This window comes from Streptomyces callyspongiae (genome assembly GCF_047200695.1).
In the GTDB taxonomy this organism is placed as follows: Bacteria; Actinomycetota; Actinomycetes; order Streptomycetales; family Streptomycetaceae; genus Streptomyces.
In genome coordinates, this window is record NZ_JBJZOM010000001.1 from 93881 (window position 1) to 113141 (window position 19261).

Annotated in this window: 24 protein-coding genes and 1 tRNA gene; 16 read left to right on the plus strand and 9 right to left on the minus strand. The window is 73.2% G+C overall.

From position 1 onward, the window contains the following. Positions 1–23 precede the first annotated feature (23 nt). Entirely contained in the window at positions 24–935 is a 912-nt protein-coding gene (locus ACL06G_RS00435; protein WP_412835154.1) for a serine/threonine dehydratase, read from the plus strand. A 39-nt stretch (positions 936–974) separates the two neighbouring features. Here the strand turns inward: ACL06G_RS00435 and cobM are convergent, their stop codons facing one another. After that, positions 975–1724, minus strand: coding sequence for a precorrin-4 C(11)-methyltransferase (cobM, locus tag ACL06G_RS00440; RefSeq protein ID WP_412784836.1), 750 nt, complete (start codon positions 1722–1724; stop codon positions 975–977). Then, positions 1721–2980 carry a precorrin-6y C5,15-methyltransferase (decarboxylating) subunit CbiE gene (cbiE, locus tag ACL06G_RS00445; protein ID WP_412835155.1) on the minus strand — a complete coding sequence of 420 codons (1260 nt, stop codon included), beginning with the start codon at positions 2978–2980 and terminating at the stop codon, positions 1721–1723. Before cbiE ends, cobM begins: the two co-directional genes overlap by 4 nt. 180 nt (positions 2981–3160) lie before the next feature. Between cbiE and ACL06G_RS00450 the strand changes: the two genes are divergently transcribed. The 4 genes from ACL06G_RS00450 to ACL06G_RS00465 all read left to right on the plus strand — a co-directional run bounded on the left by ACL06G_RS00450 (position 3161) and on the right by ACL06G_RS00465 (position 5323). Next, positions 3161–3757, plus strand: coding sequence for an HhH-GPD-type base excision DNA repair protein (locus ACL06G_RS00450; RefSeq protein ID WP_412835156.1), 597 nt, complete (start codon positions 3161–3163; stop codon positions 3755–3757). Positions 3758–3917: 160 nt separating this feature from the next. Next, positions 3918–4157, plus strand: a complete 240-nt coding sequence (locus ACL06G_RS00455) for a hypothetical protein (RefSeq protein ID WP_412784833.1) — start codon at positions 3918–3920, stop codon at positions 4155–4157. A gap of 103 nt (positions 4158–4260) precedes the next feature. Continuing rightward, positions 4261–4557 carry a type II toxin-antitoxin system VapB family antitoxin gene (locus tag ACL06G_RS00460; protein WP_166630215.1) on the plus strand — a complete coding sequence of 99 codons (297 nt, stop codon included), beginning with the start codon at positions 4261–4263 and terminating at the stop codon, positions 4555–4557. A gap of 79 nt (positions 4558–4636) precedes the next feature. Then, complete coding sequence (locus tag ACL06G_RS00465; protein WP_412835157.1) at positions 4637–5323, plus strand: alpha/beta fold hydrolase; 687 nt, start codon at positions 4637–4639, stop codon at positions 5321–5323. 30 nt (positions 5324–5353) lie between these two features. Here ACL06G_RS00465 and ACL06G_RS00470 read toward each other — a convergent pair whose 3' ends face one another. After that, positions 5354–5701 (minus strand): VOC family protein, encoded by a 348-nt coding sequence (locus ACL06G_RS00470; protein ID WP_412784831.1) that lies wholly within the window; start codon positions 5699–5701, stop codon positions 5354–5356. Positions 5702–5932: 231 nt separating this feature from the next. Here ACL06G_RS00470 and ACL06G_RS00475 point away from each other — a divergent pair, with 231 nt between their 5' ends. Then, complete coding sequence (locus tag ACL06G_RS00475) at positions 5933–6631, plus strand: LytR C-terminal domain-containing protein (protein ID WP_412835158.1); 699 nt, start codon at positions 5933–5935, stop codon at positions 6629–6631. Positions 6632–6709: 78 nt separating this feature from the next. Here ACL06G_RS00475 and upp read toward each other — a convergent pair whose 3' ends face one another. Beyond that, positions 6710–7348 carry a uracil phosphoribosyltransferase gene (gene upp, locus ACL06G_RS00480; RefSeq protein WP_412784829.1) on the minus strand — a complete coding sequence of 213 codons (639 nt, stop codon included), beginning with the start codon at positions 7346–7348 and terminating at the stop codon, positions 6710–6712. Positions 7349–7443: 95 nt separating this feature from the next. Between upp and ACL06G_RS00485 the strand changes: the two genes are divergently transcribed. The 7 genes from ACL06G_RS00485 (at position 7444) to ACL06G_RS00515 (ending at position 11542) form a co-directional block, all read left to right on the plus strand. Then, positions 7444–7662 (plus strand): hypothetical protein, encoded by a 219-nt coding sequence (locus tag ACL06G_RS00485; protein WP_412784828.1) that lies wholly within the window; start codon positions 7444–7446, stop codon positions 7660–7662. Between the two features lie 159 nt (positions 7663–7821). Further along, positions 7822–8355, plus strand: a complete 534-nt coding sequence (locus ACL06G_RS00490) for a tRNA adenosine deaminase-associated protein (protein WP_412835159.1) — start codon at positions 7822–7824, stop codon at positions 8353–8355. A gap of 59 nt (positions 8356–8414) precedes the next feature. Continuing rightward, a complete protein-coding gene (gene tadA, locus ACL06G_RS00495; protein ID WP_412784826.1) occupies positions 8415–8966 on the plus strand; it encodes a tRNA adenosine(34) deaminase TadA in 552 nt (183 codons plus the stop codon). Between the two features lie 27 nt (positions 8967–8993). After that, positions 8994–9078 (plus strand) — tRNA-Ser (locus tag ACL06G_RS00500). A 149-nt stretch (positions 9079–9227) separates the two neighbouring features. Then, complete coding sequence (locus ACL06G_RS00505) at positions 9228–9389, plus strand: hypothetical protein (RefSeq protein ID WP_412784912.1); 162 nt, start codon at positions 9228–9230, stop codon at positions 9387–9389. Positions 9390–9566: 177 nt separating this feature from the next. Further along, positions 9567–10436 carry an RNA polymerase sigma factor SigF gene (locus ACL06G_RS00510; RefSeq protein WP_412784825.1) on the plus strand — a complete coding sequence of 290 codons (870 nt, stop codon included), beginning with the start codon at positions 9567–9569 and terminating at the stop codon, positions 10434–10436. Between the two features lie 215 nt (positions 10437–10651). Further along, complete coding sequence (locus ACL06G_RS00515; RefSeq protein ID WP_412784824.1) at positions 10652–11542, plus strand: RNA polymerase sigma factor SigF; 891 nt, start codon at positions 10652–10654, stop codon at positions 11540–11542. A gap of 87 nt (positions 11543–11629) precedes the next feature. On the opposite strand, the gene ACL06G_RS00520 is transcribed toward ACL06G_RS00515, so the two are convergent. Next, positions 11630–11842 carry a hypothetical protein gene (locus ACL06G_RS00520; protein WP_412784823.1) on the minus strand — a complete coding sequence of 71 codons (213 nt, stop codon included), beginning with the start codon at positions 11840–11842 and terminating at the stop codon, positions 11630–11632. Positions 11843–12088: 246 nt separating this feature from the next. On the opposite strand from ACL06G_RS00520, the gene ACL06G_RS00525 reads away from it, so the two are divergent. The 3 genes from ACL06G_RS00525 to ACL06G_RS00535 all read left to right on the plus strand — a co-directional run bounded on the left by ACL06G_RS00525 (position 12089) and on the right by ACL06G_RS00535 (position 15332). Next, the gene (locus ACL06G_RS00525; RefSeq protein ID WP_412784910.1) at positions 12089–12580 is read left to right on the plus strand and encodes a MarR family winged helix-turn-helix transcriptional regulator; all 492 of its coding nucleotides are present in this window, start codon (positions 12089–12091) and stop codon (positions 12578–12580) included. Positions 12581–12597: 17 nt separating this feature from the next. Then, positions 12598–14259 (plus strand): MDR family MFS transporter, encoded by a 1662-nt coding sequence (locus ACL06G_RS00530; RefSeq protein ID WP_412835160.1) that lies wholly within the window; start codon positions 12598–12600, stop codon positions 14257–14259. Positions 14260–14501: 242 nt separating this feature from the next. Continuing rightward, entirely contained in the window at positions 14502–15332 is an 831-nt protein-coding gene (locus ACL06G_RS00535) for a YceI family protein (RefSeq protein WP_412835161.1), read from the plus strand. 254 nt (positions 15333–15586) lie between these two features. Here ACL06G_RS00535 and ACL06G_RS00540 read toward each other — a convergent pair whose 3' ends face one another. From ACL06G_RS00540 to ACL06G_RS00555, 4 genes are all read right to left on the minus strand, one after another. After that, positions 15587–15892, minus strand: coding sequence for a hypothetical protein (locus tag ACL06G_RS00540; RefSeq protein WP_412784819.1), 306 nt, complete (start codon positions 15890–15892; stop codon positions 15587–15589). Positions 15893–16025: 133 nt separating this feature from the next. Next, on the minus strand, positions 16026–17456 hold the full coding sequence (locus ACL06G_RS00545; protein WP_412835162.1) for an aldehyde dehydrogenase family protein: 1431 nt from the start codon (positions 17454–17456) through the stop codon (positions 16026–16028). Positions 17457–17544: 88 nt separating this feature from the next. Beyond that, a complete protein-coding gene (locus ACL06G_RS00550; protein ID WP_412784817.1) occupies positions 17545–18318 on the minus strand; it encodes an SDR family oxidoreductase in 774 nt (257 codons plus the stop codon). After that, positions 18318–19238 (minus strand): dihydrodipicolinate synthase family protein, encoded by a 921-nt coding sequence (locus ACL06G_RS00555; protein WP_412784816.1) that lies wholly within the window; start codon positions 19236–19238, stop codon positions 18318–18320. The genes ACL06G_RS00550 and ACL06G_RS00555 overlap by 1 nt, the downstream gene beginning before the upstream one ends. Positions 19239–19261 lie beyond the last annotated feature (23 nt).

Below are 19261 nucleotides of genomic sequence, written 5' to 3' on the forward strand. Positions count from 1 at the left end.
AGCGGTGGGGGGAGGATGGGGCCATGAACCGTACGCAGCTGCCCACCCCCGCAGACGTCCGCGAAGCCGAAGCCCGGGTACGTCCCCACGTCCGCCGCACGCCGCTGCTCGACGTGGAGGTCGACGGGCGGCGTGTCCTGCTGAAGCTGGAACACCTCCAGCTCAGCGGGTCGTTCAAGCTGCGCGGCGCGGTGAACGCGCTGCTCGCCGCGGGGCGGGCCGACCACGTGGTGGCGGCGTCCGGCGGCAACCACGGGCTGGCCGTCGCCACGGCCGCCGGTCTGCTCGGCACGAAGGCGACGATCTACGTGCCGGAGACCGCGCCCTCGGCGAAGGTCACCCGCATCGAGTCGGCGGGCGCGGACCTGGTCCGCCACGGGCAGACCTTCGCCCAGGCCGCTGCTCTGGCGCGGGCGACGGCGGCGGAGCACGGCCACCCGTTCCTCCACGCCTACGACGATCCGGCCGTGATTCCCGGTCAGGGCACGGTCGGTGCGGAGATCGTGGCCGATGCCCCCGACGCCGACACCCTGGTCGTCGCGACCGGTGGGGGCGGACTCGCCGCGGGTACCGCCCTGGCGGCGGACGGCCGGCACGTGGTGTCCGTCGAACCGGAACACTGCTGCTGCCTGCACGAGGCCTTTGCCGCGGGGGAGCCGGTCGACGCCACGGTGGACTCGGTCGCGGCCTCCGCCCTGGGCGCCTCGCGGGCCGGCGACCTGCCGTTCGCGGTGCTGCGCGCCCACGGCGCCGCGTCCGTCCTGGTGGACGACACGCAGATCCTCGCGGCGCGGGACCGGCTGTGGGACGCGTTCCGCATCGCTGTCGAACCGGCGGCCGCCGCGCCGTTCGCCGCCTGGCTCGCGGGCCGGGTGCCCGGGGAGCTGCCCTGTCTGGTGCTGTGCGGCGCCAACTCCACCTGGCAGCCCGCCTGAACTCCGGGAGCGGCACCGCACCGGGCGGCCCGGCGGGCGTCATCCGGCGCAGCGGTCCCGGTGCGGCGAGTACAGGTGGCTGTCGGGAAAGTTCTCCGCGCCGAGCGTCCGGCCGACGAGGATGACCGCGGTGCGGCGGACGCCCGCCTCCCGCACCTGATCGGCGATGCCCGCGAGGGTGCCGCGGAGGATCACCTCGTCCGGGCGGCTCGCGCGGGCGACCACCGCCGCCGGGCAGTCGGCCCCGTAGTGCGGCAGCAGTTCCTCGACGACCCGGTCCGCGTGGGCCGCGGCGAGGTGGAGGACGAGCAGCGCACCGCTGCGGCCGAGGGTGGCGAGGTCCTCCCCCTCCGGCATGGCAGTCGCCCGCTGCGCGATCCGGGTGAGGACCACGGTCTGGCCGACGGTGGGCACCGTCAACTCCCGCTTCAGGGCGGCCGCCGCCGCGGCGAACGCGGGCACGCCCGGCACGACCTCGTACGGCACGCCCGCCGCGTCGAGGCGGCGCATCTGCTCGGCGACCGCGCTGAGCACCGACGGGTCGCCGGAATGCAGCCGCGCCACGTCGTGCCCCTCCTGGTGGGCGCGCACCAGTTCGGCGGTGATCCGGTCCAGATCGAGCTGCGCGGTGTCGACCAGCCGGGCGTCCGGCGGGCACTCGGCGAGGAGTTCCCGGGGCACCAGGCTGCCCGCGTACAGGCAGACCCGGCACGCGGCGAGCGTCCGGGCGCCGCGCAGGGTGATCAGGTCGGCGGCGCCCGGGCCGGCGCCGATGAAGTGCACGGTCACGTCTGCTCCTTCGACTCGCCGGCGCCCGACGGCTTCCGGGCGGACCACTGGGTGACGGGCATGGCCTGCCGCCAGCCGGTGAATCCGCCGACCGGCACGGCGTGGGACACCGCGAGCCGCACCAGCTCCCCGCCGAACCGGCGGTGGGCGTCGGCGAGCAGTGCCTCGGACTCCAGGGTGACGGTGTTGGCGACGAGGCGGCCGCCCGCCGGAAGAGCGTCCCAGCAGGCCTCCAGCAGTCCGGGCGCGGTCAGTCCGCCACCGACGAACACCGCGTCCGGCGTGGGCAGTCCGGCCAGCCCCTCCGGGGCGGCGCCGGTGACGACCTCCAGATCGGGCACACCGAGCGTCTGCGCGTTGCGGGTGATGCGGGCGGCGCGTTCCGCGTCGCGCTCCACACTCACGGCCCGGCAGGAGGGGTGGGTGCGCATCCATTCGACCGCGACGGAGCCGGAGCCCCCGCCGACGTCCCACAGGAGTTCGCCGGGTGCCGGCGCCAGCGCGGCGAGCGTCGCCGCCCGGACGTGGCGTTTCGTCAACTGCCCGTCGTGCTCCCACGCCTCGTCGGGGAGGCCCGGCACCGCGCCCAGCCGCAGTGCACCGGGGACGCGCAGGCACTCCACGGCGACGATGTTCAACGGGTCGCCGGGCGGATGGGGCCAGTCGGCCGCGGTTCCCGCCACCCGGCGCTCCTGCTCGGCCCCCAATCGCTCCAGCACCTGGAGCCGGCTGGCGCCGAAGCCGCGTGCCCGCAGCAGTGCGGCGATGTCGGCGGGGGTGTCCGCGCCGGCGCTGAGGACGAGCAGCCGCCGCCCGTGGTGGAGGGCCGCGGCCAGCCGGGCCGCGGGACGGCCGACGAGGGTGACGACCTCGGTGTCCTCCACGGGCCAGCCGAGCCGCGCGCAGGCGTACGAGACGGACGAGGGGTGCGGCAGCACCCGCAGGGCGTCCGGTCCGGCCTCCTCCGCGAGGGCGCGGCCGATGCCGTGGAACAGTGGATCGCCACTGGCGAGCACCGCGAGCCGGCGCCCGGCGTACTCGGCGAGGAGCCGCGGCACGGCAGGACGGAGTGGCGACGGCCAGCGGACACGCTCGGCCGTGCAGGCCGACGGCAGCAGAGCCACCTGGCGGGTGCTGCCGACGACGACCTCCGCGTCGCACAGCGCCCGCCGGGCGGAGTCGGCCAGCCCGTCCCACCCGTCGGCTCCGATCCCGACGACGGTCACCGGCGGGTGCGCGCGGGGCGGGGTCGGCACGGCAGGGCTCTTTCGGCGAAAGGTGATCAGGACCGGTACGACCCTATGCCGTGCACCGTCCGCCCCGGTCCGCCTGTGGCCCGTCTCACCTCCCGCCCGCCGGGCGCCGGTCCGCACCGGAAGCCGCCGGATCGGGTGCCTGATTCGCCGGTCCGGGACGGGGCGGGAATCATGGGCGGCATGGACCACACCGTGCATCTCGCCCAGGATCCCGAAGCCGACGCGCTCCTCTCCCGCAGCCCCCTGGCCGCTCTCGTGGGGCTCCTCCTGGACCAGCAGGTACCGATGGAGTGGGCCTTCAAGGGCCCCTGGACGATCGCGCAGCGGCTCGGCGCCGACGATCTGGACGCCCACGAGATCGCGGCCCGCGACCCGGACGCGTTCGCCGCCCTGCTGTCCGAGAAGCCGGCCGTGCACCGCTACCCCGGGTCCATGGCCAAACGGGTGCAGCAGCTCTGCCAATACCTCGTCGAACACTACGACGGCGACGCGCGTGCCGTCTGGGCCGACGCGGACAGCGGCGCGGAGCTGCTGAAGCGCCTCAAGGCACTGCCCGGCTACGGGGACCAGAAGGCGCGGATCTGCGTCGCGCTGCTCGGCAAGCGGTACGGCGTCACCCCCGACGGCTGGCGGGAGGCCGCGGGCGCCTACGGCGACCGGGGCTCCTACCGGTCGGTCGCGGACGTGACCGGTCCCGACTCGCTCGGCCGGGTGCGGGCGTTCAAGCAGGAGGCGAAGGCCGCGGCGAAGCGGGAGAAGCAGGCGCAGAAGCGCTGACAGCCGCCGCACCGCCCCACGGGCACCGCCGCGCCCGGCCTCACTCCCGTGCACTAGCACCGGTCGCGGGACGCCGCGGGGTGCTCTCGACTGGAGGCACAGCGGCCACCGACGGCAGGCGTGCGGCGGCCGGAGCGAGCAGCCAAGGAGGCCCTCCGCCATGACCGCAGCCGGCGGCCTCGCACTGATCATCATCGGCGCCGTCATCAAGTACGCCATCACCTGGAACCCCGAGGGCATCGACCTCCAGATCCTCGGAACCATCCTCATCTGGGGCGGAGCAGCCGGGCTGCTCATCGGGCTGCTGCTCACCTGGACGAAGCGGCGCCACAACTCCGGAAGGGGCCCGTACGAGCCGCCCCCGGACGACCAGTACTACGACGAACCGCCCCGCTGGTGATCCTCCCCGCCCGCACGCGTCCCCGCGGTGGTGCCGGTCCCGCCCGGCACCGGCTCCCGCCACGAGGCTGCACGGGCCGCTGCTCGCCCGGTAGGCTCTCCGTGTGATCTTCAAGCGAATCGGAAACGGGCGGCCCTACCCGGCCCACGGCCGGGAAAGTACCCGCCAGTGGGCGGACGTCGCCCCACGACCGGTACGCCTCGACCAGCTCGTCACGACCAAGGGCCAGCTCGATCTGGAGACACTGCTCGCCGAGGACTCCACGTTCTACGGCGACCTGTTCGCCCACGTCGTGAAGTGGCAGGGGGACCTCTATCTGGAGGACGGCCTGCACCGGGCCGTGCGCGCGGCACTCCAGCAGCGCCAGGTCCTCCACGCACGCGTCCTCGAGCTCGACTAGGCGGAGATCCGCCCGCGGCCGAGTGTCCGTGCCGCCTTCTACCGTGAGTGCTCCTCACCGGCGGCGAAGGGGAACGATCATGGACATCCTGCTCATCGGCGGCCTGTGGCTGGACGGCTCCGTGTGGGGGCGCGTCGCCTCCGCGCTGGAGCGCCTCGGCCACCGCCCGGTTCCGCTCACCCTCCCGGGGCAGGGCGACGGTGCCTCGTCCGCCACGCTCGACGATCAGGTGACGACCGTGGTCGAGGCGGTCGACGCGGCATCCGGCAGGTGCCTGGTGGTGGGGCACTCCGCGGCCTGCACGCTGACGTGGCTGGCCGCCGACCGGCGACCGGAGCGGCTTGCCGGGGTCGTCCTCGTGGGCGGCTTCCCGTCCGAGCACGGGAAGCCGTACGCCGACTTCTTCGAGATGCGCGACGGCGCCATGCCGTTCCCCGGCTGGGGCCCGTTCGAGGGGCCGGACTCCGCCGATCTGGACGACCGTGCCCGGCAGGAGTTGGCGGCCGGCGCGATCCCCGTTCCCGCGGAGGTCGCCCAGGGCACGGTGCGGCTCACGGACGAGCGGCGGTTCAGGGTGCCGGCCGTGGTCGTGTGCCCGGAGTTCACGCCCGCGCAGGCGCGGGAGGCAGTCGAGGGCGGCGACGTCCCGGAGCTGGCCAGGGCCGAGCGCGTCGACTACGTCGACCTCGACTCCGGGCACTGGCCCATGGTGAGCAGGCCCGAGGAACTGGCCCGTCTCCTGGCCGGGGTGGCCGACCAGGCGTGACCGCCGTTCCCCGGAGGGGTGTCGACGTCCTCAGCGGTGGCTGAGGACGTTGACCACGCGACCGCCGGGGTCGCGGGCGAAGAACCGGCGGACACCCCACTCCTCGTCCGTCAGCGGGTGCACGATCTCCGCGCCGCTCCCGCGCACGGCGGCGTACACCGCGTCCACGTCGTCGACCTCGATGCTCATGTCGGGGCGGACGGGTGCGGTCTCGTCCTGTGCCATGAGGATGACCTGTGCCGTCGGGGTGGACGGTGAGGTGAGGTTCTTGACCCAGCCGAGGTCCATGGCCTCCTCGAGTCCGAGCAGGCCGTAGAAGGCCCGGCTCTCCTCCGGGGACTCGGTCCCCACGACGGGCACGACTCTGCGTACGGACATCACCGGCTCCTGCGGTCGGGTCGACGGGGCAGTCCGCAGCATTCCCGGTCCGCGGCGCCGTCACGCGCGGACCGGGACGCCACGACGCCGGCGGCGGGGCGGGACCACCCGCGTGGACGAAGCGGCCGGTGCGCCGTACGGGCGGCCGTTCTGGGCCGTACGGCGCACGCCCCACGGCTCGCCGTTGATCATCTAGTAGTCAGTACCTCCGGCGCGCACTACCCTGCGCACATGAGCATGCTCACTCCCCCTGGCATGGGCGGCCAGTACCGCATCAAGGGCGACCGGTACCCGCGCATGCGGAAGCCGAAGAACCGCCGGAAACTCGTGCTCGCCGGCGTGGCCACCGCGATGGTGCTCGGACTCGTCGCGTGGGGCTCCCTCCAGCTCTTCGGCGTCTTCTCCACCGACGGCCCCGCCAGCGCCCAGGCAGCTGACGGCCGGGACGGCCAGTGCCGGGTCCAGGAGGGCAAGGCACCCACCGACGCGAGGGCCGCCGGGCCCGGAGGCACGCCCGGAGCGAAGCGTGCCGGAGCCGGTGCGTCCCCCACGGCACTGCCCGACGCGGGAAAGATCACTGTGAACGTGCTGAACGCCACACCGCGCTCCGGACTCGCGGCGAAGACGGCGAAGGAACTGAAGAAGCGCGGCTTCCGCATCGGAGAGATCGCGAACGCGCCCGCCCGGCTCGACCACAAGGTCGACGGGCCCGGGCTGCTGATCGGCGGCACCGGCGCGGAGACCGTCGCCGCCATGAAGGTGCTCGGCACCCAGCTCGACGGAACCGAGTCCCGCCACGACGAACGGGACGACGCGGCGATCGACCTCGTGATCGGCAACGATTTCGCGAGCCTGGCCAAGGCGAAGGACGCCGAACGCGCCGTGCAGGCGCTGGCCAGCCCCTCCCCGAAGCCCTCACCGGGCTGCTGACCCGAAGCCACGCCCGGCCGCTGCGAGCACCCTGCGGCCGGGCGGATCTCCCGGCCGGGACGTGCCGCAACCGGGCCGTCAGGCTCCCGCGGTGCCGTACATCCGGTCACCGGCATCGCCCAGGCCCGGCACGATGTAGCCGTGCTCGTTGAGCCGCTCGTCGACCGCCGCCGTCACCACGCGGGTCGGGAAGCCCGCCAGGTCCCGCTCCATGACCTCGATGCCCTCCGGAGCCGCCAGCAGGCACAGCGCCGTCACGTCGTCGGCGCCGCGGTCGACGAGCTCGCGGATCGCGGCCACCAGCGTGCCGCCGGTCGCCAGCATCGGATCCAGCACGTACACCTGCCGTCCGGACAGGTCGTCCGGCATCCGGGTGGCGTAGGTGGACGGCTGCAGGGTGTCCTCGTTGCGGATCATGCCCAGGAAGCCGACCTCGGCCGTCGGCAGCAGCCGGACCATGCCCTCGAGCATGCCCAGTCCGGCGCGGAGGATCGGCACCACCAGCGGACGGGGGTGCGAGAGCCGGACGCCACTGGTGCTCGTGACCGGGGTGGTGATCTCCACCGGGTCGGTGCGCACGTCCCGGGTGGCTTCGTAGGCGAGCAGGGTGACGAGCTCGTCGGCGAGGCGCCGGAAGGTCGGGGAGTCGGTGCGCTCGTCGCGGAGAGTGGTGAGCTTGTGCGCCACGAGCGGGTGGTCGACGACATGGGTCTGCATGGCCCCGACAGTATCGAAGGCGGTACGACCGCCCCGCACTGGCGTGGAGGGGCCCTCCGGAGGGACAGTGGGCAGAAACACCGGAGGTGTGCCGAATGTCCGATTCCGGGAAGGTCGAGGGCCGCGGGGTGCGTGCCACCGGGCGCACGGGAGGGGCCGCCGACCCCGACGTCGACCACGAACGCCTGCGCCGGCGGGCCCGCTTCCTGCGGGAACTCGACGAGGCCAAGGAACTGCGCGACCGGGTGCAGCCGCGGCGCGCCCGGGTCGCACGCATGCGACATCAGATGCGTATGCGGACGTTTCGCTGGTGACGTCGGCGGTTCGCCGTCCGCTCCGGCAGGACACGCGGCCGGCACGCGTCGAAGAGGCTTCCCACAGCTGTGGTTTCTGCCACGATGCGATCAGGACCGGTCGGGACCGCACGGTCCGCATCACCAACTCGGACACACGGACACCAGTGGGAGAGTCAGGTGTACTTCGCCGCACTCCTCGCTCGCACCGACGACGGTTGGCAAGCGAGCGACACAGAGCTAGACGACGTGGAATCGCTCACCGACCTCGCCGACCTGGCCCGCGCGGCCGCGGCGGAGGAGGAGACGGTGCTGGTCTGCATCGAGCAGGACGGCGCATGGTTCGGCATTGTGCGGGTCGACGGCGAGGACGATCCTCGCGTCTTCGTCTCGGACGCCGCCGCCGCAATGCGCAGCGCCTACGGCGAGATCCTGCTCTCCGACGAACTGCTCGGCCGCGAGCCGGAGGACCTCGCCGCCCTCGACCAGCTCGTCGACCTGGACGGCACCGAGGACGGCGAGCCGGAGCGGACGGACACCGCCGGGGAGGACGAGTCCGTCGAGCAGGTGCCCCCGGGGCCGCTGGGCGACACCGAGCTGCTCTCCGACCTGGGCATCGCACCGGCGACGGTGCTCACGCTCACTGCGGAGGACGCGCTCGGCGAGATCGCGGAGACCCTGGGGTGCACCGACATGCTGGAGGCGGTGCGCTGAGCCGGGCACGGCGCCCCGGTCCGCGCCCGCCCGCCATCGGCGTGCGGTAGAACGGCCTCATGGACGTCACCACCGGGCATGCCTCCGCTCCGGAACCGCCGGACCCCGTCCGCGACCCGTGGCGGGCCCCGATGCGCGAGGCCCTCGAGGAGGCCGCCGCGGCCACGGAGACCGGCGACGTCCCGGTGGGCGCCGTCGTACTCGGCCCCGCCGGGGAGACGCTGGGCCGGGGTCGCAACGCGCGGGAGGCCGACGGGGATCCGACGGCCCACGCCGAGGTCGTGGCCATCCGGCAGGCGGCCGACGCCGTGGGCGGCTGGCGGCTGACGGGGTGCACCCTCGTGGTCACCCTGGAGCCCTGCACGATGTGCGCGGGAGCCCTCGTGCTCTCCCGCCTGGACCGGGTCGTCTTCGGCGCCCTCGACCCCAAGGCAGGGGCCGCGGGCTCCCTCTGGGACGTCGTGCGCGACCGGCGACTGAACCACCGCCCGGAGGTCGTTCAGGGCGTGCTGGCCGAGGAGTGCGGCGCCGTGCTCACCGACTTCTTCCGCCGGGGTCGTGCAGGCGCGGAGGGGGCCGGGGACCGCGGGCCGGGGGGCGATTTCGGCTGACGGCGCCCGTGGGATAGGCTTCCTCTCGGTAGCGTGTCCGAGCGGCCGAAGGAGCTCGCCTCGAAAGCGAGTGAGGGGCAACCCTCCGTGGGTTCAAATCCCACCGCTACCGCTGTGCGTTGCACGCACGAAGGGCCGGACCCCGCGGGGTCCGGCCCTTCGCCGTTGTTTCACCTTCCGATGCGGACGAGTGCCCCGCGGGCATGGTTAGACTCGCGCGATCGCACACGCGGACGAGCGACGGCCGGGAGGCGGCAGCAGGTGGACGTCAAGAAGACTGCGATGTACGTGTTCGTCGTGTTCGTCCTGTACACGATCATCACCTCGCCGGCCCGGGCGGCCGACCTGGTGGGCGTCGGCTTCGAGGGCATATCCAGCGCGGCGCAGGGCGTCGGGCAGTTCATGAGTGAACTCGTCAACTGACCCCCGGCGTCGCAACACCGCGACCGCACGCCTGTTCGGCGTGCAACTGGCCCAACTCCACCACAACACGGCATTTTCGGGTACTTGAACCCTTTGCGGCCACCTTGTGATGCTATGACCGCTTTTACCGAATGTGGATGATCCGCACCCAGGGGTGCGTGAAGGGGTGGTGGCCGAGTGGACCGGTCTCCGACGCTCCGCCAGGCGTCGCCCGGGCAGTCCGAGTCGGAGGAGTCGGACCGGGCCACCGCCGACGGCGCCGCACGAGCGGCACCCCGGAGCCGGAGCGCTGCAGCCCGCGCCCTGACGCAGACGCTCTTCGGACGGCTCTCCGGCCTGGAAGCGGGCAGCGCCGAGCACAACCGGGTCCGGGACGCCCTCATCGAGGCCAACCTGCCGCTGGTCCGCTACGTGGCCGCGCGCTTCCGCAGCCGCAACGAGCCGATGGAGGACGTCGTCCAGGTCGGCACCATCGGGCTCATCAACGCCATCGACCGGTTCGACCCGGAGCGCGGCGTGCAGTTCCCCACCTTCGCCATGCCGACCATCGTCGGGGAGATCCGCCGCTACTTCCGCGACAACGTCCGCACCGTCCATGTGCCCCGACGGCTGCACGAGATGTGGGTGCAGGTCAGCGCCGCCACCGAGGACCTGACGGTGCAGCACGGGCGTTCGCCCACCACGGCGGAGATCGCGGAGCGGCTGCGGCTCAGCGAGGAGGACGTGCTCGCCTGCATCGAGGCGGGCCGCTCCTACCGCGCGACCTCGCTGGAGGCGGCACAGGAGCGCGAGGACGGCCCTCCGGGGCTGCTCGACCGGCTGGGTTACGAGGATCCCGAACTGGACGGCGTCGAGCACCGGGACCTCGTCCGCCACCTGCTCGTGCAGCTTCCCGAACGGGAGCAGCGCATCCTGCTGCTGCGCTATTACCGCAACCTGACGCAGTCGCAGATCAGTGCCGAGCTCGGCGTCTCGCAGATGCATGTGTCGCGCCTGCTCTCGCGGAGCTTCGCCCGACTGAGGGCCGCGAACCGGATTGATGCGTGACCCGTTCGGGCACGTAACTCTTTCGAGGGAACCGCTCAGCGGACGGACGTCTCCGATCGGCAAACTTTGTCGACTTGGCGCTACATCGCGTTGCTGACTTGTGACATTCTGCGAGTAACGCGTTTGCTGTGGCGGCGCACGAAGGTATGCACAGGGAGGCGCCTCCCTCGAACGAGGGCGCCGCCGCGACCCGTCCGCGACCTCAAGGGGGTGGCATGTCCGTAGAACTGGGCAGCTCGAAGGTGCTCACCGAGACCACGACCGACGACCACGCACTGGCCGAGGCACCGCACGGTGCCCCGGAGGAGCCCGAGGGGCCGGCGCTGCCCGCGGGCGACGCGGCCATCGACACCCGCACCCTCTCCCGCTCCCTCTTCCTGCGGCTCGCCACCCTGGACGCGGACAGCCCGGAGCGCGGGTACGTCAGGGACACCCTGATCGAGTTGAACCTTCCGCTCGTGCGGTACGCGGCGTCGCGCTTCCGCAGCCGCAACGAGCCGATGGAGGACATCGTCCAGGTCGGCACCATCGGGCTCATCAAGGCGATCGACCGGTTCGACTGCGAACGCGGCGTGGAGTTCCCCACCTTCGCCATGCCGACGGTCGTCGGCGAGATCAAGCGCTTCTTCCGCGACACCTCCTGGTCGGTGCGCGTGCCGCGCAGGCTCCAGGAACTGCGGCTCGCCCTGACCAAGGCGGGCGACGAACTCTCCCAGACGCTCGACCGGTCTCCGACCGTGGCCGAACTCGCCGGCTACCTGGGGGTCTCCGAGGAGGAGGTCGTCGACGGCCTCGCCGTCGGAAACGCCTACACCGCCTCCTCGCTCGACACGCCCTCGCTGGAGGAGGAGGGCGCCGAGGGGTCGCTGGCCGACCGGCTCGGCTACGAGGACACCGCCCTGGAGGGCGTGGAGTACCGCGAGTCCCTCAAACCGCTGCTGGCGAGACTCCCCGCCCGGGAGCGCCGCATCATCATGCTGCGCTTCTTCGGCAACATGACGCAGTCGCAGATCGGTGAAGAGGTGGGCATCTCGCAGATGCACGTCTCCCGGCTCCTCACCCGCACGCTGACGCACCTGCGGGAAGGGCTCACCACGGAGGGATGACACCCGGGGCGCGGCCGCCCTCCCGCGTCCCCTCCGGCGACGGTCCGCGACCCGGCGCGGACCGCCCGGAGCACGTCGCCCGGCTCGTCAGGACAGTGCGAGCCAGGCCACACCCGCCACGACGGCGAGCGCGGCGACGACGCCCAGAACGAGTCCGATCCGCGCGCCGGAACCACCCGTGGACGAGGTGGTCTGCTGCGGCCCCTCGTCGACGAAGGCACGGAACATCTGCGTGCTGCCCGCAGGGTCCGGCCGATCGCCCCCGTCGGGCCCCTGCGGTGCTTGTGGGTTGTGAGTCATGGGGCAGGACCCTAGCGAACCGCGACTCCACCGGACAGCCCCGGGGACGGCTCCCACCCCTGCGTGAACTTGTGTGCAGCAACCAATCACCCCTATGGTTGCCCTGAGCAACAAACCAGGGAGTGAACCAGGTTGTCCGCAGGGATCGAGGACCGGATCGGCCGGGCCCATACCGGGGCGAGCACACCGGATTCCGGATCCGGCACACCGCCGCCCGCGGCGCCGGCGAGGGGCCACTACCGCGAGCTGGCACGCCAGCTCCGCGGCGTGGGAGCGGTGAACCGCGAGATGGCACGCCGGCTGCCCCCCGACTGCCCGCCGGCCTCCGCGGGCGTCCTCTCCCTGCTGCGCAGGCACGGCGAGATGCGCATGAGCCGCCTCACGGAGCTGCTGGGCATCGACCTGTCCGTGACCAGCCGCCACGTCGCCCACGCCGACGAACGCGGCTGGATCGAGCGTCTGCCGGACCCGCACGACGGGCGCTCCCGACTGCTCCGCCTCACCGAGAGCGGCGCACGCCGGCTCGAGGAGCTGAGCGACCTCACCACCGACGTGCTGGAGGAGTTCCTGACGGACTGGTCCGCAGCGGACGTCACGGCACTGACCACACTGCTCGACAGGCTCGGCACCGCCTTCGGCGACTGCCGCAGCGCCCGCGGCGCCACCGACGGGGCGCCCCGGGCCCCCGCCGAGGAAACCGCCGACGAAACCGCCGCCCCGGCCCCCCGCACCGCGTAGAGAGAAACGAGCACCGCATGGCGACCACCACGCGCCCCGACGAACACCCCGCAGCGGGCCCCGGGCCGGAACCCGATCCGGCACCCGCCCCCGCCCCCGCCATGACCCACCGGCAGATCATGGAGGCGCTGTCCGGACTGCTGCTGGGCATGTTCGTCGCGATCCTGTCGTCCACGATCGTCTCCACCGCCCTCCCCCGGATCATCGCCGACCTGGGAGGCAGCCAGAGCTCCTACACCTGGGTGGTCACCGCCACCCTTCTCACCATGACCGCCACCACCCCGCTGTGGGGGAAACTCGCCGACCTCACCAGCAAGAAACTGCTGGTCCAGACGGCCATCGTGCTGTTCGTCCTCGCCTCGGCCGGAGCCGGCCTCTCGCAGGACACCGGCACCCTGATCGCCTTCCGCGCCGTGCAGGGCGTCGGCATGGGCGGCCTCACCGCACTGGCCCAGATCATCCTCGCCGCGATGATCTCCCCGCGGGAACGCGGCCGCTACAACGGCTACCTCGGCGCCACGTTCGCCGTCGCCACCGTCGGAGGCCCCCTGCTCGGCGGCGTCATCACCGACACCGACTGGCTCGGCTGGCGCTGGTGCTTCTACGTCGGCGTGCCTTTCGCCGTCGTCGCCCTCCTGGTGCTGCAGAAGACGCTCCACCTGCCCGTCGTCAAGCGCACCGGCGTCCGCATCGACTGGCTCGGCTCCGCGGTCTTCGCCTCCTCGGTGTGCCTCCTGCTGGTCTGGGTGACCCTCGCCGGCAAGGAGTACCCCTGGTTCTCCTGGCAGACCTACGCGATGGTGAGCGGTTCGCTCCTGCTGGGCGGCCTGTTCGTGTACATCGAATCGCGGGCGGCCGAACCGATCGTGCCGCTGCGGCTGTTCCGCAACCGCACCATCACCCTCGCCTCGCTCGCCTCGCTGTTCGTCGGCGTCGCGATGTTCGGTGCGACCGTCTTCCTCGCGCAGTACTTCCAGCTGGCACGCGGTGAATCGCCCACCATGGCGGGTCTGCTGACCACCCCGATGATCGGCGGCCTCTTCGTCTCCTCGACCGTCTCCGGTCAGATCATCACCCGGAACGGTCGCTGGAAGGCGTGGCTGTGCTCCGGCGCCGTGCTGCTCACCGCCGGGCTCGCCCTGCTCGGCACGGTCCGCTACGACAGCCCGTACTGGCAGGTCGCCGTCTTCATGGCAATGCTGGGACTCGGCGTCGGCATGATGATGCAGAACCTGGTGCTCTGCACCCAGAACCAGGTCGACGTGCGGGACCTCGGCGCGGCCAGCTCCCTGGTCACCTTCTTCCGCTCGCTGGGCGGCGCCGTCGGCGTGTCCGTGCTGGGCGCAGTACTTGCCGAACGCATCGCGGACTACGCCCGGGAGGGCCTGGCGAAGCTCGGCGTGCCGCCCGGCAGCGGCACGGGGCACGGCATCCCCGACCTGCGGGACCTGCCCGCCCCGATCCGCACCGTGGTGGAGAGCGCCTACGGGCACGGCATCGCCGACATCTACCTCTTCGCGGCCCCGATAGCCCTGGTCTCCCTTTTCCTGGTCCTGCTCATCAAGGAGGTGCCGCTGCGCACCAGGTCGGCGCTGGAGGAGGGCCCGGACAGCACGGCACCGGCACCCGCCGACGCCCCCGGCGCCGACGACACGGCGGCCACCTCCGCACCCCGCTGATCGCGCCCGCCACCACCGTCCCCGGTACGTCCCCCCTCCTCCCCCCGTCGTCCGCGCCGCGGCGGCAGGGGGAGGATGGGGGACGTACGCGTTCACCGGCCGGTACGGCGGCAGCACGCCCAGGGTGCTGCGCCCGCCGACGGCGGATGCGGGGGGCGGAACGGGACGCCTGCACCCCCAGGCGTCGCCCCGGCGCCCGGACCCGAGCGGCACGCAGCGGAGCGTGGGAGGAAGAAGAGCTGATGGCAGGCGTACGTGCGGACATCCGCGACCGGGACGGCCGGGCCCTGAGGCATGCGGTGCTGACCGTGACCGACGCGGCGGGAGCACAGGTCGTGCGGGCCACGGCGGACGGTGACGGTGCCGTACGGACGGCGGAGCAGCTGCCGGAAGGCTCGTACACGGTGACCGCCGCCGCCGTCGGCTACGCACCCGTCGCCGTCACCGCACGGGTGACCGGGGCGGGACGCGCCGACCTGGGGACCCTGGAACTCGGCCCGCAGGAGGGAGCCCGGCTGCCCGAACCCGGTGTGTGGACCATCGACCCGGCACACTCCCGCGTGGCGGCGACGGCGCAGCACCTGGGGATCTCCAGCGTCCACGGCTGGTTCACCGAGTTCGGCGGGCGCATCGACGTGGCCGAGGACCCCGAGCGGTCCTCCGTGGAGGCGACGATCAGGGCGGACAGCATCGACACCGGCAACGCCATGCGCGACCGGCACATCCGCTCCGCGGACTTCCTCAACGTCACGGAGCACCCGGAGATCACCTACCGCGCCGACCGCGTCTCGGCCGCGGGCGGCGAGAGATGGACCGTACACGGCGAGCTGGCCATGCACGGACTCGTGCGCGGCGTCGATCTGGACCTGACCTGCCTGGGCAGCGGCCCGGACGCGGACGGCGCCACGCGGGCGGTCTTCCGCGCCACGACCGAACTCCGGCGCCACGACTTCGCGATGAACTACAACCAGGTCGTGGCGGCGGGCATCGCCGCCATCGGCACCACGCTCAAGGTCGAGCTCGACATCCAGGCGGTCCGGGGCACGGCCCTGCCCGGCACGCCGCAGGACTGAGGCACCGGCGGTCCGCTCCCGGCCCCGGCCGGAGGGAAACGCGTTGCGCTCCCCGGCCGGACGGCATAGCAAGAGGGCATGCTGCGCGGAGAGAGGAGCGGGCTGCGCGCCCGCCTCGACGAGGACGTGCCGATCCTCCACGAAGAGCTGCACGACGACGTCCCGGAGCAAAGGACGAGGCCGTCCTCGGCATGCACACCGGGGACCGCCCGCCCGGGCACTCCTCGCCGTGATCCGTCCGGTACTGCCCGGCGTCAGCCGCGCGGGTACGTCTGGTCGTCCAGAACCTCGAGGTTGAGGAACCTCGGTTCGCCCGTGCACAACTCCCGCATGCGGGCGGCGAGGTCCTGCGTCTCCGGCAGGTCGTTGTTCTTCATCGCGGCCTCGTAGGAGGGGAACTCCACGATGTCCACGTAGTGCTCGGTCCGTTCCCGGTCGTGCGTGTGGAACTCGTGCGTCAGGGTCCGCTTGCCCTCGGTGGCTCGCAGGAACTCGTCGTACAGCAGCTCCATCTCGGCGGGACGCTTGGTGTCGTACTCGATGACCTGGATGAACGTCATCGTCATCAGCCTTTCGCGTTCGTCGCCACGACCCCCCTCCCCTCCATGATGCGCCCGCACGACGGGCCCGGCACGACGGACGAGCCCGCCGTGCCGGACCCGTGCGGCACGTCCCGCGGCAGAGCGCCTCGGCCTACCAGCCGAGGTAGACCGACTTGGACCAGGTGAAGAACTCCACGGCGCTCGCTCCCTGTTCGCGGAAGGTGTTGCTCGACGAGTCGCCGACGCCGCCGAACGGCACGTTGAGGTCGAGACCCGTGGTCGGGCGGTTGACCTTGACGACGCCGGCGCGGACCCGCCCGGCGAAGGCCATGGCGGCCGACAGGTCCCGGGTGCAGACGGCGGCCGCCAGGCCGTAGCGGGAGTCCTCGACGACCTCGATCGCCTCGTCGAGGTCGTCGGCCCGGAGCACGCAGACGACCGGCCCGAAGATCTCGTCGCGGGCGGCGGAGGACTCCGGCCCGAGGCCGGTGAGCACCACCGGCGCCAGCATCAGTCCCTCCGGCGCCTCGCCGCCGGTCGCGAACGCGGCCCCGTCGCGACGCGCCTGCTCCAGGGCGTCGAGGATGCCCGACAGCTGGGCCCGGTCGGCCACCGGCCCCATCACCGTGCCCTCGGCGAGACCGTCGGCGGGTACGTAGCGCTTGGCCTCCTCGACCAGCGCGGACACGAACGCGTCGTACACCCCGGGGGTGCACACCACGCGGGAGGAGGCGGTGCACGCCTGCCCGGTGAGCCCGAAACCGCCCGCCGCGGCGATCCGCGCGGCGGCCCCGACGTCCGCGTCGTCCAGGACGACCAGCGCGTTCTTGCCGCCCATCTCGACCTGCACCCGGCCGCGCCGGGCGTGCATCTGCTGCTCGATCCGCGTCCCGACCGCCGTCGAGCCGGTGAAGGAGACCCCGGCGACCCGGGGGTCGGCGACCAGTGCCGCCCCGGCCGTCCCGCCGCGGCCGTGCACCACGTTCAGCACGCCCGGAGGCAGGCCCGCCTCGGTGAGCGCCGCGGCCAGGTGGTGCGCCGACACCGGGGTGAGTTCGGCGGGCTTGAGCACCACCGCGTTGCCGCTCACCAGAGCGGGTGCCGCCTTCCAGGCCGGAATGGCGATCGGGAAGTTCCACGGCGTGATCAGGCCGACCACGCCGAGGGGTTCGCGCCGGGTGTGGACCAGGGTGTCCGGCTGGCCGCTCGGCAGGCAGTCGCCGTTGGAACTCCAGCCCTGCGCACCGAAGAAGCGGAGCACGTCGACGGCCCGCTGCACCTCGCCCTTCGCTTCGGCGAGCGTCTTCCCCTCCTCCCGGACCAGGTCACGGGCGACGCCGTCGAGCCGCGAGCGGAGGATCTCCGCCGCGTTCGTGAGGACGGCTCCCCGCGCCGGCGCCGGACGGGCCGCCCAGGCCGGCTGGGCGGCGGCCGCCGCGTCGACGGCGGCCGTGACCTCCTGCGCCCCGGAGGAGGGGAGGAGTGCGACGAGGTCGGAGGGGTCCGCCGGGTTGCGCCGCTCGATGTCGTCGGCGCCCTGGTGGTGGCCGTCGATGAGGTTGCGGATCCGGTAGGTGTTCACGGGTGGTCTCCTTCGGTGGGGCCTCGGTGACGGTTCGGGACGGAGGCCGGCGGTTCGGCGCTCCGCCCCCGGGTGATCGGGGCGGCAGTCAGAGGCTGCGGACCAGGCCGCCGTCGCACCGCAGCGCAGCCCCGGTGACGTACGAGGCGGGCGCGCCGCAGAGGAAGGCGGCCGCGGCGGCGAACTCCTGCGGTGTGCCGTACCGTCCGGCGGGAATCGCGGCCTGCGACGCGGCGGCGACCTCGTCGGCGGGCCGGCCCTCGCGCTCGGCGCGAGCGGCATCGAGTCGCGCCACCCGGTCCGTGGCGATCCGGCCGGGCAGCAGCATGTTGACGGTGACGCCGTCCCGCGCGACCTCCGCGGCGAGCGTCTTGAGGTAGCCGGCCAGTGCGGCGCGTCCCATGTTCGACAGCACCAGACCGGGAATCGGTTCGACGACGCCGCTGGAGCCGAGCGCGAGCACCCGCCCCCACCCGCGTTCCCGCATCGCGGGCAGCACCGAGGCCACCAGGCGCTGCTGGGCCAGCACGAGCGCGTCGAACGCCTGCGCAAGTCCGGTGGGCGAGGCCGCCTCCGCCGTTCCGGTCGGCGGTCCCGGCCCGTTCAGCACCAACACGTCGGGTGGGCCGAAGGCCTCGCGTGCGGCCTCGGCCAGACGCGCGGGTCCGTCCGGTGCGGTGAGGTCGGCCCGTACGCCGACGGCACGCGGCAGGGTCGCGGCGATCCCGGCCGCACGGTCCCCGCGCCGTCCGCAGACCACGACGGCCGCACCCTCGGCGGCGAGCGCTTCGGCGACGGCGCGTCCCAGACCGCCGGTGGAGGCGGCCACGAGCGCCACGCGGTCCCGGAGTCCCAGATCCATCAGTCCGCTCCTTCCGCACCGGCCACCGGCACGGCCGCCAGATGCCGTGCCAGCTGGGGTACCAGGGCGACGGGGAGCGGCTGCGCAGGCGGCCGGACCGCGGCGTCGGGGAAGAGGCCCCGCTGCCGTACGGCCTCCTTCCGCAGCGCGAGTCCGATCCCGGCCTGCGCCTCGAAGTTCACCAGCGGCAGGTAGGGCAGGTACGCCTCCCGAGCAGCCGCGTAGCCGGAGCGCTCCCATGCCTCCACACAGGCCACCAGGCCCTCCGGACACGAGAAGCCGGTCATGGCGCCTGCCGAGCCCGCCGCGAGTTCGTCGAGCAGCCCCAGCCCACCGAGACCGCCGAACACCGGCACGTCCACCTCCGCCGTCAGTGCGGCCACGGCGGCCGGGGTGGGCGGATTCTCCGCCTTCACCGCCGCCACCGACGGGGTGGCCCGTACGACGCGCACCAGGTCGGCGGCGGTGATGCGGACCCCGGACGCGACCGGGTAGTCCTGCAGGACCAGCGGCAGGCCCGTCGCGTCGTGGACGTCCCGCAGATGCTGCGCGACAGTGCCGGGGCGGGGCGAGTTGACCTGCACCATGACGCCCGCGATCCGGTCGGGGCCGACCGCCTCCCGCAGGAGGTCCGTCTCCTCCAGGAGTGGCGCCGTGGCGAGCGAGGTGGCTCCCACCACGATCGGCAGGTCCACGGTGCCGGCGACCACGTCCAGTACGGTGCGGCGCTCGCGGTGCGAGAGCCGTGCCGCTTCGCCGAAGACGCCGAGCACGGTCAGCCCGCGCACCCCGATCCGCGCGTAGTGCTGCACGAGTCGGGCCAGGCCGGTGCGGTCCACGTCGCGGGAGGGGCCGTGGAACGGAGTCGCCACCACGCCCCACACGCCGCGGTCGAGCGGCCGGACGGTGGGAACCGTCATGCGGACCTCCGCTTCCCCGTGCC